Source organism: Rathayibacter sp. VKM Ac-2835 (assembly GCF_013266705.1).
GTDB lineage: Bacteria > Actinomycetota > Actinomycetes > Actinomycetales > Microbacteriaceae > Rathayibacter.
On sequence record NZ_JABSNQ010000002.1, the window covers coordinates 131,246 to 144,196 of the forward strand.

Genomic DNA, 12,951 nt, shown 5'->3' on the forward strand with positions numbered 1-12,951 from the left:
CGTTAGGGAACCGTATGGATCCGGGCGTTCTCGGCTCCGGGGCCGCCTGCGCCGAGTAGACACGTCCAGTGACCTCCTCTCTCGTCCGCGGTGACGCCGACGCCCTCGAACCCTCGCCCCTCCGCCGAGCGCCCCGCAGCGGGGTGAAGGCGTGGCTGCTCGAGGGACTGCGCAGCGACTCCGGCGCGCACCCCGGGCCGCACTCCACCACCGAGAAGACGCACTCCTGGTGGCGCGTGATGTGCCTGACCGGCGTCGACTACTTCTCCACGCTCGGCTACCAGCCGGCGATCGCGGCGCTCGCCGCCGGCCTGGTCTCGCCGCTGGCGACCATCGTGCTGGTGCTGCTGACGCTGTTCGGCGCGCTGCCCGTCTACCGCCGCGTGGCCCGCGAGAGCTTCCGCGGCGAGGGCTCGATCGCGATGCTGGAGCGGCTGCTGCCCTGGTGGGGCGGCAAGCTCTTCGTGCTGGTGCTGCTCGGCTTCGCGGCGACCGACTTCATGATCACGATCACCCTGTCGGCGGCCGACGCCACCGCGCACGCGGTCGAGAACCCGTTCGCGCCGGCCTGGTTCCACGGCGCGGAGGTGCCGCTGACGCTGGGACTGGTCGCGCTGCTCGGGATCGTCTTCCTGCGCGGCTTCAAGGAGGCGATCTCGATCGCGGTCGTGCTGGTCGCGGTGTTCCTCGTGCTCAACGCGGTCGTCATCGTCGTCGCGATCGCGCACGTCGCCGAGAACCCGGTCGTGATCGGGAACTGGTGGTCGGCGCTGACGACGCAGCACGGGAATCCGCTGGTCATGGTCGGCATCGCGCTGATCGTCTTCCCCAAGCTGGCGCTCGGGCTGTCGGGCTTCGAGACCGGCGTGGCCGTGATGCCGCAGATCCGCGGCGACGCGAGCGACACCGACGCGGCCCCGCTCGGGCGGATCCGCGGGGCGAAGCGGCTGCTGATCACCGCGGCCGTGACGATGTCGGCGTTCCTGATCACCTCGAGCTTCGTGACCACCCTGCTGATCCCGCAGGCCGAGTTCCAGCCGGGCGGGCAGGCCAACGGCCGCGCCCTCGCCTTCCTCGCGCACGAGTACCTCGGCGACGCCTTCGGGACCGCCTACGACATCAGCACGATCTGCATCCTCTGGTTCGCCGGCGCCTCGGCGATGGCCGGGCTGCTCAACATCGTGCCGCGCTACCTCCCGCGCTACGGGATGGCGCCGCAGTGGGCCGCGGCGGTGCGCCCGCTGGTGCTGGTCTTCACGGCCGTCGCGTTCCTGATCACGATCCTGTTCCGCGCCGATGTCGACGCCCAGGGCGGCGCCTACGCGACCGGGGTGCTGGTGCTGATCACCTCCGCCTCCGTCGCGGTGTTCCTCTCGGCGAAGCGCAAGAAGCAGCGCAAGCGCGCGGTCGGCTTCGCGGTGATCGCGCTCGTCTTCGTCTACACGACGGTCGTGAACGTGGTCGAGCGGCCGGACGGCGTGCGGATCGCGAGCCTGTTCATCCTCGGCATCCTCGTGGTGTCGCTGATCTCGCGGGTGCAGCGCTCGTTCCAGCTCCGGGCGACCTCGGTGACCTTCGACGCGCAGGCGCTCGACTTCCTCAGCACGGACGCCGACGACTACGGCGTGATCCGCGTGCTCGCGAACGAGCCCGACGACGGCTCCGAGCGCGAGTACCGCGACAAGCTGGCCGAGGAGCAGCGCGACAGCAACCTGCCGATGCGCGGCCCGGTCCTCTTCCTCGAGGTGCACACCACGGACTCGTCCGACTTCGAGGAGGATCTGATCGTGCAGGGGCGCGTCTGCCACGGCTTCCGCGTGCTCACGGTCACCAGCGGCAACATCCCGAACACCATCGCCACTGTGCTGCTCGAGATCCGCGCCCTGACCGGCGTCGTCCCGGACGTCTACTTCGAGTGGACCGAGGGCGGCCCGCTCTCCAACATGTTCCGCTTCCTGATCACCGGCACCGGCGAGGTCGCCCCCGTCACCCGCGAGGTCCTGCGCCGCGCCGAGCCCCGCCGCGAGCGCCGCCCGGGCGTCCACGTCGGCTGACCCCGCGCCCGCCCCCCGCCGCCGCGAGATGCCACTTGTGCACGCGACACGCCGTGAGAAGCATGCACAAGTGGCATCTCGCGGGAGGGACCGGGCCTGAGCGCACCCGACGTTCGGCGACTGCTAGTCGACGGGGAGCATGGAGGGGTCGGTAGCCTCCCGCGATGATCGTCCTCCGTTCACCCGGCGTCGCGACGGACGATGCGCGACCGACGGCCTCCGTCTACGTCGACGGGTTCAACCTCTACCGGAGGGTCCTCGAGTCGGAGCCGACGCTGAAGTGGCTCGATCTCGCACGCCTGTGCGATCTCCTTCTGCCGACCTTCGACGTGGTCCGGGTCCGGTACTTCACAGCAATGATCCGGGCGACGCTCGGGACCGACCCGCAGGCGCCGGCCCGACAGCAGGCGTATGTGCGCGCGCTGCGAACCTCTCCGCGGATCACCGTCCACGAGGGGATGTTCCGGATCGATCGTCGGATCATGCCGGTCCATCCTGCGCGGCTCGACGATGGCGGCCGGCTCGTGACGGGCGGGGTGCGCACGACGGAGGAGAAGGGGTCCGACGTCAACCTGGCCGCCCACATGCTCGTCGACGCCTTCCGGGGCGAGGTGGGGACGTTCTTCCTGCTCTCCAACGACTCGGACTTCACCGAGGCCTTCCGGATGGTGCGCGACGAGGCAGGCAGGGAGATCGGCCTGATCTCGCCCACGGACAGACCCTCGGCCTCGCTCCTCGCGGCGGCTCCCGCGCACATCCGCAAGATCCGCCGTGGTGCGCTCGAGCGGAGCCAGTTCCCGGATGTGCTCCACGACGACCGCGGCGTCCTCCGCCGCCCCGCTGCATGGGGCGGAAAGAGCTGAGGCCCCTTACGGAGAAGGGGCCTCGCGCCCGTTAGCCGAAGCGTCCGGGGTGTCCTCTCACCGTACGCGCCTCGCCCCCCCCCCCCCCCCCCCCCCCCCCCCCCCCCCCCCCCCCGCCGCGAGATGCCACTTGTGTACGCGACACGCCGTGAAAAGCGTGCACAAGTGGCATCTCGCGGCGGGAGGAGGGGGGTCAGTCGCGGACCGTGGAGAGGGGCTCGGTGATGCTCTCGAGGCTGCGGCGCTCGGCGTCGACGCCGAAGATCAGGGCGACGAGGCCGCCGACGATCATCACCGCCGCGCCGACGAAGTAGCCGACGGTGAGCGGGCCGCGGTCGCTGCCGTCGCCGATCAGCACGCCGTAGAGGGTGGGCGCGACGGCGCCGGCGATCTGGCCGAGGGTGAAGAAGTACGAGATCGCCTGGCTGCGCAGCTCCAGGGGGAAGATCTCGCTGACCGTCAGGTAGGCGCTCGAGGCGCCGGCGGAGGCGAAGAAGAACGAGACGCACCAGAGGATCGTCTGGGTCGTCGCGGTCAGCACGTCCATGCTGAACAGCAGCGCCGAGAGCGCCAGGACTGCCCCGGAGACGCCGTAGGTGAGGAAGATCATCTTCCGCCGGCCCCAGACGTCGAAGAGGTGGCCGAGCACCAGCGGACCGACGAGGTTGCCGATCGCGAACGGGAAGAAGAAGTACGAGACGGCGCTCTGCTCCACCCCGTAGAAGTTCTCCAGCACCAGCGCGTAGGTGAAGAAGATCGCGTTGTAGAGGAACGACTGGGTGATCATCATGGTCGCGCCGACCAGCGTCCGCTTCGGGTACTGCTTGATCAGAACCCGCGCGATGGTGCGGAACGGGATGCTCTCGGTCGCCTTCACGGTGATCGCCTGCGAGTCGTCGACCGGCTCGAGGGTGCCGCCCTCCGCCTCGACGCGGCGCTCGATCTCGTCGACCGTCCGCTCCGCCTCCTCCTCGCGGCCGTGGGTCATCAGCCAGCGCGGGCTCTCGGGGATGTGCCGCCGGAGGTAGATGATCGCGAGCCCGAGGATCGGCCCGAGGAAGAAGCCGAGGCGCCAGCCGACGTTCTCGGCGAAGAGCTCGTCGTTGAGGAAGAAGAGGTTCGCCGCGGAGCCGAGCGCCGCGCCGCCCCAGTAGGTCCCGTTGATCGCGATGTCGACGCGGCCGCGGTACTTCGAGGGGATCAGCTCGTCGATCGCGGAGTTGATCGCCGCGTACTCGCCGCCGATGCCCATCCCGGCGAAGAAGCGGAAGACGGCGAGGAAGAGGTAGTTCGGCGCGAGGCCGGCCAGGCCGCTCGCGACCAGGTAGATCACCAGCGTCAGGATGAAGAGCTTGCGCCTCCCGAGCCGGTCGCTCAGCCGCCCGAAGATCAGCGCGCCGACGATCTGGCCGACCAGGTACACCGTGCCGAGCACGCCGACCTGCGCGGCCGAGAGGTCGAACTCCTTGGCGAAGCCGGCGCTCGCGACGATCTGGATCTCGAGGCCGTCGAGCACCCAGGAGAAGCCGAGGCCGACGACGATCGACCAGTGGAACCGCGTCCACGGGAGCCGGTCGATGCGGGCGGGGACGAGGCTCCGGGTGGGGCCGCGCTCTTCGGTGTCGGTCGACATGGCTCGCGCCTTCCTGTCGCCCCGGCTGCGCTGCTGATGCGCGCGGTCCCGGACGCGGCGAGACGACGATAGACCCGAGCATCGCCGGGCTATGCACCCCTTGCCACGGTGCTGCTGCCGGGTGTATCCGGCGACGGGCGCGTCTGCTCCCCTCCGCGAGATGCCACTTGTGCACGCCTTCCTCGGCGTGTCGCGTGCACAAGTGGCATCTCGCGGACGGGGGAGGGCGGGGTGGGTAGCGTGGGGGGATGATCGATGCGACGCCCGCTGGAACGCCCGCCTACGTTTTGAGCGAGGGGCCCGTCTGGGACGGGGAGACCGGCCGGCTCACCTGGGTGGACATCGAGGCGGGGGCCGTGCTGTCCGCGCCGCTGACCGCCGACGGGATCGGCGCGATCACGCGCTCGGACGTCGGGGAGCAGGTCGGCTGCGCGCTGCCGCTCGGCGACGGCCGGGTGCTCGTCGCGCTCACCCGCCGCCTCGCGATCCTCGAGGTCGACGGCTCGCTGACCCGCGGCTCCGCGCTGCTGCCCGAGGGGCACCGCTTCAACGACGGCTCCATCGACCCGCAGGGCCGGCTGGTCGTCGGCTCGCTGACGCTGGGCGAGTCGGTCGGCGACGACGTGCTGCTGCGGCTCGAGCACGACGGAGCGGTCACCGTGCTCGACCACGACCTGCGGCTGTCGAACGGCCTCGCCTGGTCGCCCGACGGCGCGGTGATGTACTCGGTCGACACGGAGTCGGGCGTGATCTACCGGCGGCCGTACCTGGACGGGGTGAACGGTCCGCGCGAGACCTTCCTCGAGCCGGAGGAGGGCGTCTTCCTCGACGGCATGACCGTCGACTCCGAGGGCCGGCTGTGGTGCTCGGTCTGGGGCGGGAGCGGCGTGCGCGTCTACGACTCCGAGGGCCGGCGCCTCGAGGGCGAGGGGATCGCGATCGACGCGCCGCACGCCTCCAGCATCGCGTTCGCGGGCGAGGCTCTCGACATCGCCGTGGTGTCGTCCGCCTCGCGCGACCTGTCGGCGGACGAGCGGGCGCGGTACCCGCTCGCGGGTGGACTGTGGCTCGCGCGGCCCGGAGCGACCGGGCTGCCGGCGCCGCGCTGGGTCGAGACACGGCTTCCGTGACGCGGGTGCGCTGACGCTCCTGCTCTGACGCGGCCGCCCCGACGCACTCGGGCCGCCGCGCCGACCGTCAGTCGGCGTCGACCGCCGCGGACGGCTCCGACGCGGGCTGCGGCGTCAGCGTGACGCGCGAGATCCGGTAGCGGTCGGTCTCGGCGACGCGGAGCACGTGGTCGCCGACGACGAGGGTGTCGCCCACCACGGCGACGCGGCCGATGCGGTCGAGCACGTAGCCGCCGATCGTCTCGTACGGTCCCTCGGGCAGCTCGATGCCGAGCAGCTCCTCCAGATCCTCCAGGATCATGCCGCCGTCGAGGTCCTGCAGCTGCTCGGCCGCCTTCGCGTCGACGTCCTGGCGCGCGCCGTCGTACTCGTCGTAGATCTCGCCGACGAGCTCCTCGAGCAGGTCCTCGAGGGTGATGATGCCGTCGGTCCCGCCGTACTCGTCGATGACGACCGCGATCTGGTGGCCGTCCTGCCGCATCGTGCGCAGAGCCGCGAGCACCTTGGTCGTGCCGGGGACCGCCAGGATCGGGCGGGTGATGTCGGCGACGCGGCTCGCGGTGCCGTCGCGGCCCGCCTCCGGGAAGGCGGCCATCAGGTCGCGCACGTGCACGAAGCCCAGGACGTCGTCGCGGTTCTCGCCGACCACCGGGTAGCGCGAGTGCGGCCGGCCGAGCACCTCCGCGTAGCCCTCGGCGACGGGGAGATCGCCGCGGAGGAAGTCGACGTCCGGGCGCGGGCGCATCACCTCGGCGACGCGCCGGTCGTCGGCACGGAAGACGTCGGCGAGCAGCTGGCGGCTGTCCTCGGCGATCTCGGTGTTGCTCGAGATCATGTCGCGCACCTCGTCCGCCGAGACGCTCTCGCCCTTCTCGCGCGGATCCGCGCCCAGCAGTCGGACGACGGCGTCGGTGGAGACCGACAGCAGCCAGATGATCGGTCGCATCAGGCGGGCGAGCGTGTTCAGCGGCGGGGCGAGCACCTTGGTGAACGCGACCGACTTCTGCATCGCGAGGCGCTTGGGCACGAGCTCGCCGAGGACGAGCGAGAGGTAGGCGATGACGAGGGTCATCAGGATCAGCGCGACCGTCGACGCGGCGCCGTTCGACAGCCCGAGCGACTCGAGCGGCGGCACGAGGTCCGGCGCGATCGTCGAGGCGCCGTACGCGGAGGAGAAGAAGCCGGCGAGCGTCACGCCGATCTGCACGGCCGAGAGGAAGGTGTTCGGGTTCCGCACCAGCTCGGCGATGCGCCGGCCCCGCTCGCTGCCCGCCTCGATCGCGCGCACCTGGCTCTCGCGCAGGCTGACGATCGCCATCTCGGTGCCGGCGAACACCCCGCCGATGAGCACGAACAGCACGACGAGGCCGATGTTGAGGAGGGTGTCCAGATCCACGGTGCTCAGAGTACGGACGCCCGCTCGGAGAACGCCTCGCGCCCTCTCAGGCTGGCCGCTGTCCAGGAGTTGTCGTACTCGTGTGCCGGGTGCGACGACTTTTGGTGAGTGGAGGGGTGCTCGTCCGCTGTCCAGGAGTTGTCGTACTGGCGTGCCGACTACGACGACTTCTGGAGGGTGGAGAGGCCCGCTCGTGGGCGGGACGGATCCACTCCTCAGAAGTTGCGGTAGTCGGCGGCGACTACCGCAACTCTTGGAGAGTGGGTGGGGGTGCGGGGAGCAGCCGGCGGTCAGGCGTCGCCGGGGCGGACGCCGATCGTCAGGATGAGGTTCGCGTAGATGCGGCGGTCGCCGCTGGCGATGGTGAGGGCGACGTCGTCGGTGCGGGCCTCGGCGTAGAAGGCGTGGCGCTCGACCGAGGTGAAGGGGACGCCGTCGAGGGTGGCGCGGAAGGCGTCCTGCGCGGGCACGTCGAGGCCGGGCGCGGGGGTCATCACGGTCGCCTCCTCGACGACGATCGCGGTGAGCAGGGCCTCGAGGATCTCGTCGACGGTGAGCGTGTCCGGCCGCAGGTTGAGGTGCACGAGCGCGGAGTTGCGACCCAGCGTGGTGCCGACGGGGTAGTTGCCGTCGGCGATCAGGATGCGGGAGCCGTGCCCGGCGCGGGCGAGCGCGTGCAGGATCTCGGGGTGCAGGAGGGTCGTGGTCAGCATGGTGCTCCTAGGTGCTCGGGTGGAGGTGGGCGACGGAGGCGCCGGCGACCAGCCGGCTGGGAAGGGTGCGCGTCTCGAAGGGCTCGGCGCCGCCGTCGAGCCGAGCGCGGACGAGTGCGGCGGCCTCGGCGGCGATCGCGTCGGTCGGCTGGACGACGATGGTCAGCGGCGGCCGCACCACCCGTGCGAGCTCGACCGTGTCGAAGCCGACGATCGAGAGATCGGCGGGGAGGCGGAGACCGGAGTCGCCGAGCGCGGTCAGCGCGCCGATCGTCAGCTCGCGGTTGCTGGCGAAGACCGCGGTCGGCCGGTCGCGGCGGGCGAGGATCCGCTCCATCGCCGCGACGCCGCTGTCCAGCGTGAGCGGGCCGAGCTCGACGTGCGGGGCCTCGAGTCCGCGCGAGGCGAGCTCCTCGAGGACGCCGGCGGTGCGCTCGCGGGTGGTCGAGACGTCCGGATCGCCGCCGAGCACCGCGATCGAGCGGTGGCCGTGGTCGGCGAGGTGCCGGGCGGCGGAGGCGCCGGCCGCGCGGTTGTCGAGCACCACGCGGTCGGTCGCGAGTGCGTCGTCGACCCAGTCCACCGTGACGACGGGGGTGCCCTGCTCGGAGGCGCTGCGCAGGGCCGCGACGTCGCCCGCGGTCGGGACGGCGACGATCCCGTCGACCATCTTCTCCAGCAGCAGCCCGACGGCGGCGCCCGGCTCGGGCAGGCTGACGCCGATCAGCACGCCGATGCCGTCGCTCCGCAGGGCCCGCTCGAGCCCGGCGATGATCGAGAGGTGGAACTCGTTGTCCAGCGCCGGCAGCAGCACGCCCACGGTGCGGGATCGCCGCGAGCGCAGCCCGCGGGCGAAGCCGTTGACGCGGAAGTCGAGCCGCGCGGCCGCCGCCTCGATCGCGACGGCGTTCTCGGGGCGCACCGGCAGGCCGTTGTAGTGCTTCGAGATCGTGGAGAGCGACAGGCCGGTGAGCCGCTGCAGGTCCTTGTAGGTCGCCATCTCAGAGGGCGGGGGAGCCGTAGCCGTCCCAGCCGGGGATCGTCCCGTCGGCGTCCCACAGGTCGAGCCAGTCGGTGCTGCCCGGCCAGAGGAAGACCTGCCCCTTGATCAGCCGGTTGTTGCGCTCGGCACCGCGCAGCGACTCCTGCTCGGCGGCGGTGAGGGCGAGGGAGGCGGCGGCCAGGTTGGCCTCGATCTGCCCGGGCTTCACCGCGAACGGGATCGGGATCTGGCCGCGGTTGACGGCCCAGGCGAGGCAGACGACGACCGGGTGCACGCCGCGCTCGCGGGCGATCGCTTGGACGGCGGGGTGCTCGATGTCGACCAGATCGCCGTCGACGCGGTCGCGCTCGGGGCGGGACGGCGAGCCGAGCGGCGAGTACCCGATCGGCTGGACCCCGTGGTCGAGGCAGTAGCGGAACAGCTCCGGCTGCTGGAAGCAGGGGTGCAGCTCCATCTCGTTGAGCGCGGGCGCGATGCGCACGTCGGCGAGGATCCGCTCGAGCTTGGCGATCGTGACGTTGGAGGTGCCGAGATGCCGGACCAGACCGCGGTCGACGAGCGACTCGAGCGCCGCCCAGGTGCGCAGGAACGCGGCGTGCTCGTAGGGGCGCGCCTCCGGGTCGCGGGCGTCGGTCTCCGCGTGCGGCGGGTGGTGGTTGGGGAAGGGCCAGTGCACGAAGACGGCGTCGAGCACGTCCAGGCCGAGGTCCTCGAGCGAGCGCTCGACCGAGGCGACGGCGGCCTCGGGCTCGTGCGCGTCGTTCCAGATCTTCGACATCACGAAGAGATCGTCGCTGGGCACTCCGGAGTCGGCGATCGCCCGGCCGACGCGCGGCTCGTTGCCGTACACGGTGGCGCAGTCGAGCAGGCGGAAGCCGGCGCGGAGCGAGTGCTCGACGGCGAGACCGACCGTCTCGGCGTCGTAGCGGTCGGAGCCGAAGGTGCCGGCGCCGATCGCGGGGATGCGGCGGCCGCTCGCGAGGATGCGGTGCGCCGGCGGGGCAGCGGTGATGCTGGCGGCGGTGTCGGCGGCGTCCATGCCACTCCTCGGGGTCGTGAGGCGAAACGATTCGCAGCCAGCCTAGGTGCATCCCCGGTCATTGCGACAGCGCCGGGAGGCCAAACGACGCGAATCGTTTCGCCTCCCGGCGCCGGCGGCCGCGCGCGCTACTTGCCGGTCACCGCGTCCTTGACGGCGCCGACCGCCTTCTCGACGATGTTCGGCTTCGGCGAGGTGCCGTAGAAGCGCTCGTCCGGCTGGGTGGGCGGCGGCATCGGCACGCCGTCGTCCGGGCTCGCCGTGCGGTAGCTGAACTCGCCCTTGCCGTCGGGCGTGGGTCCGGACGCCCAGCTGCCCTCGGCGGCGGCGGCGCCGTCCGAGAAGTTGATGTACTCGTAGGACACCGAGCGCTCCTCCTTCGAGAGCGGGAAGTTCGACGGCACCGGCAGGTCCTCCGCACCCTCCGCGCGCAGCTCGGCGGCGGCGGCGATCCACTGGTTCTGGTGCATCGTGTCGCGGGCCAGGAGGAACGAGAGCAGGTCCCGCACGCCGTGGTCGTCGGTCATGTGGTACAGCCGCGCCACCTGCAGGCGGCCCTGCATCTCGGCGTTCGCGTTGGCGGTGAAGTCGGCCAGCAGGTTGCCGCTCGCCGTGATGTACGAGCCCTGCCAGGGGTTGCCGTTGCTGTCGACGGGGCGCACGCCCGCGCCGGCGACGATCGCGGCCTGGATGTCGGTGCCGCCGATGACCGCGCCGAGGACCGGGTCCTTCTTGATCGCGTCCTCGGACTGCTCGACGGGGGCCTTCTCGAGCAGCTGGGCGATCATGATCGCGATCATCTCGACGTGGCCGAACTCCTCTGCGCCGATGCCGTAGAGCAGGTCGCGGTACTTGCCCGGCTCGTGGGCGTTCCAGGCCTGGAAGCCGTACTGCATGGCGACGGTGATCTCGCCGTACTGGCCGCCGAGCACCTCCTGGAACCGGCGGGCGAAGACGGCGTCGGGCTTGGAGGGGGAGGACTTGAACTGGAGCTCTTGACGGTGGAAGAACATGCGGTCGTACCTTTCCGGGAGCAGTCGGTGCGGACCTCGTCGCCCGCGCTTCGACGGTAGGCAGGGCCCTCCGACGCTCAGAAGGGGCTTGACCTCTCCCGCCGCTGCTCCCGGATAGGACCTGTCGGCGCTCCCGGATCGGACCAGCCGCGCTCCCGGATCAGACCAGGCGGCGCGACCCCTCCGTGACCACGCGGAACCATCGGGCGCCGTAGCCGTCGACGCCGACCGTGACCGTGCCGTCGTCGCCGATCGGCTGCGACTCGCCGCCGAGGGAGTCGACCAGGCGCGAGCCCGGCTCCGAGTCGGGGAGCGTGATCGTCACCGTGCGCGGGCTCGAGGCGAAGCTGTGCACCGCGACGGTCGTGCCGGTCGACGCGGACATCCGGTGCGCGAAGACGCAGGACTGGTCGGCCGGGAGGTGGGTGTACTCGCCCCAGCCGATCTCGGGCGAGCGGCGGTAGAGCCAGGCGAGACCCTTGATGTGCGCGAGCAGCGAGCCGGGGTCGCGGAGCTGGGCGGCGGCGTTGACGTGCTCCGGGCCGAAGCCGCCGCCGGGCGGGGCCGCGATGAGGTCGCCGGGCTCGGCGCGCGAGAAGCCGCCGTTCTCGGCGGAGGTCCACTGCATCGGCGTGCGGACGCCGCTGCGGCCTGGGATGTCGGCGTTCTCGCCCATCCCGATCTCCTCGCCGTAGTAGAGGACGGGCGCGCCCGGCAGCGAGAACAGCAGGCTGTAGACCATCCTGATGCGGCGCGGGTCGCCGTCGAGCATCGGCGGGAGGCGGCGGACGATGCCGCGGCCGTGGATCCGCTGCGACTCCTCCGGCGCGAACGCGGCGAAGACCTCGTCGCGCTCGTCGTCGGTGAGCTGGGACAGGGTCAGCTCGTCGTGATTGCGGACGAAGTTCGCCCACTGGCTGCCGACGGAGATCGGCGGGCGGCTCGCGATCGCCTCGACGAGCGGCGTCGCGTCCTCCCTGGCGAGTGCGAGGTAGAGGCGCTGGTTGCCGATGAAGTCGAACTGCATCGACAGCTCGTCGGCGTCCTCGCCGCCGAAGAAGGCGAGCTGCTCGTCGCGGGTGGTGTTCACCTCGCCGAGGAGCATCGCCTCGCCCGAGCGGCGGCTGATGAAGCGGCGCAGCAGGCGCAGCCACTCGTGCTCGTCGCGGGCGCCCGGCTCGATCGGGTAGGGCACCGCGTCGACGCGGAAGCCGTCGACCCCGAGCTGCAGCCAGAAGCCGACGAGCTTCGCGATCTCGTCGCGCACCGCGGGGTTGTCGGTGTTGAGGTCGGGCTGGTGCCGGTAGAAGTTGTGCAGGTAGTACTGCCCGGCCTCCTCGTCGAAGAACCAGACGCCGTCCTCGACGTCCGGGAAGACGTTCGCCGGCTGGTCGGCCGGCGGCTCGTCGCGCCAGACGTAGTAGTCGCGGTAGGGGCTGTCGGGCGAGGAGCGCGCCGCCTGGAACCACGGGTGCTGGTCGCTGGTGTGGTTGACGACCAGGTCGACGATCACGCGCATCCCGCGGTCGTGCGCGGTGCGGATCACCTCGACGACGTCGCCGTGGTGGCCGTAGCGCTCGTCGACGCCGTAGAAGTCGCTGATGTCGTAGCCGTTGTCCTTGCCGGGCGAGGAGTAGAACGGCGCGAGCCAGAGGCAGCCGACGCCGAGCTCGGCGAGGTAGTCGATCCGGTGCGCGAGGCCCTCGAGGTCGCCGACGCCGTCGTCGTCCCAGTCCATGAAGGTCTTGACGTCGAGGTTGTAATAGACGGCGGCGCGCCACCACAGGTCGCTGGTGTCGGTGACCCTCATGCGGCCGCTCCCGCGGTGGGGGCTTCGCTCGGGCGGGCGGGTGCGGGGGCGGTGCCGCCGGCGGGGGCAGTGGGGGCGAGGGGGGTCATGGCGCTCCGGGGTCGGGTCGGGGAGGGTCGCCCTCGACGCTAGGTGAGCGGCGGTTCTGCGTCTCCTCGTTGATTTCTCAGGCTCTCGCCGATGCCCAGCGCGTCGGAGTCGTCGTCGATCCCGCGAGTCCTCAGAAGTCGTCGTACTCGAGCGCCGAGTGCGACGACTTCTGGAGAGTGGCGGGATGTCGGCCCCTGCGGCGCGCGG

At 71.5% G+C, this 12,951-nt stretch carries 10 protein-coding genes; 3 read left to right on the forward strand and 7 right to left on the reverse strand.

Annotation, left to right across the window (positions count from 1 at the left end; genetic code table 11):
* The first annotated feature begins 143 nt into the window (after positions 1-143).
* Together HRK28_RS08550 and HRK28_RS08555 are read left to right on the forward strand one after the other, a co-directional pair.
* Positions 144-2,054, forward strand: a complete 1,911-nt coding sequence (locus HRK28_RS08550) for an amino acid permease (protein ID WP_347877758.1) — start codon at positions 144-146, stop codon at positions 2,052-2,054.
* 164 nt (positions 2,055-2,218) lie between these two features.
* A complete protein-coding gene (locus HRK28_RS08555; protein WP_173251108.1) occupies positions 2,219-2,917 on the forward strand; it encodes an NYN domain-containing protein in 699 nt (232 codons plus the stop codon).
* A gap of 193 nt (positions 2,918-3,110) precedes the next feature.
* Here the strand turns inward: HRK28_RS08555 and HRK28_RS08560 are convergent, their stop codons facing one another.
* On the reverse strand, positions 3,111-4,550 hold the full coding sequence (locus HRK28_RS08560) for an MFS transporter (protein ID WP_160091071.1): 1,440 nt from the start codon (positions 4,548-4,550) through the stop codon (positions 3,111-3,113).
* Positions 4,551-4,798: 248 nt separating this feature from the next.
* On the opposite strand from HRK28_RS08560, the gene HRK28_RS08565 reads away from it, so the two are divergent.
* Positions 4,799-5,680, forward strand: a complete 882-nt coding sequence (locus HRK28_RS08565; RefSeq protein ID WP_173251109.1) for an SMP-30/gluconolactonase/LRE family protein — start codon at positions 4,799-4,801, stop codon at positions 5,678-5,680.
* A gap of 67 nt (positions 5,681-5,747) precedes the next feature.
* On the opposite strand, the gene HRK28_RS08570 is transcribed toward HRK28_RS08565, so the two are convergent.
* The 6 genes from HRK28_RS08570 to HRK28_RS08595 form a co-directional block, all read right to left on the reverse strand.
* Complete coding sequence (locus HRK28_RS08570; RefSeq protein WP_160091069.1) at positions 5,748-7,076, reverse strand: hemolysin family protein; 1,329 nt, start codon at positions 7,074-7,076, stop codon at positions 5,748-5,750.
* Positions 7,077-7,366: 290 nt separating this feature from the next.
* Complete coding sequence (locus HRK28_RS08575) at positions 7,367-7,789, reverse strand: RbsD/FucU family protein (RefSeq protein WP_160091068.1); 423 nt, start codon at positions 7,787-7,789, stop codon at positions 7,367-7,369.
* 7 nt (positions 7,790-7,796) lie between these two features.
* Entirely contained in the window at positions 7,797-8,789 is a 993-nt protein-coding gene (locus tag HRK28_RS08580) for a LacI family DNA-binding transcriptional regulator (RefSeq protein ID WP_160091067.1), read from the reverse strand.
* 1 nt (position 8,790) lies between these two features.
* Positions 8,791-9,831 (reverse strand): aldo/keto reductase, encoded by a 1,041-nt coding sequence (locus HRK28_RS08585; protein WP_173251110.1) that lies wholly within the window; start codon positions 9,829-9,831, stop codon positions 8,791-8,793.
* A 128-nt stretch (positions 9,832-9,959) separates the two neighbouring features.
* On the reverse strand, positions 9,960-10,844 hold the full coding sequence (locus HRK28_RS08590; RefSeq protein ID WP_173251111.1) for a manganese catalase family protein: 885 nt from the start codon (positions 10,842-10,844) through the stop codon (positions 9,960-9,962).
* Between the two features lie 160 nt (positions 10,845-11,004).
* Positions 11,005-12,654 carry an alpha-amylase family protein gene (locus HRK28_RS08595; protein ID WP_173251112.1) on the reverse strand — a complete coding sequence of 550 codons (1,650 nt, stop codon included), beginning with the start codon at positions 12,652-12,654 and terminating at the stop codon, positions 11,005-11,007.
* Positions 12,655-12,951: the final 297 nt, after the last annotated feature.

Coding starts and splice junctions, on each gene's coding strand:
- HRK28_RS08585 (WP_173251110.1), bottom strand. CDS start 9,831: ATGGACGCCGCCGACACCGCCGCCAGCATCACCGCTGCCCCGCCGGCG.
- HRK28_RS08595 (WP_173251112.1), bottom strand. CDS start 12,654: ATGAGGGTCACCGACACCAGCGACCTGTGGTGGCGCGCCGCCGTCTAT.
- HRK28_RS08580 (WP_160091067.1), bottom strand. CDS start 8,789: ATGGCGACCTACAAGGACCTGCAGCGGCTCACCGGCCTGTCGCTCTCC.
- HRK28_RS08555 (WP_173251108.1), top strand. CDS start 2,219: ATGATCGTCCTCCGTTCACCCGGCGTCGCGACGGACGATGCGCGACCG.
- HRK28_RS08560 (WP_160091071.1), bottom strand. CDS start 4,550: ATGTCGACCGACACCGAAGAGCGCGGCCCCACCCGGAGCCTCGTCCCC.
- HRK28_RS08575 (WP_160091068.1), bottom strand. CDS start 7,789: ATGCTGACCACGACCCTCCTGCACCCCGAGATCCTGCACGCGCTCGCC.
- HRK28_RS08590 (WP_173251111.1), bottom strand. CDS start 10,844: ATGTTCTTCCACCGTCAAGAGCTCCAGTTCAAGTCCTCCCCCTCCAAG.
- HRK28_RS08565 (WP_173251109.1), top strand. CDS start 4,799: ATGATCGATGCGACGCCCGCTGGAACGCCCGCCTACGTTTTGAGCGAG.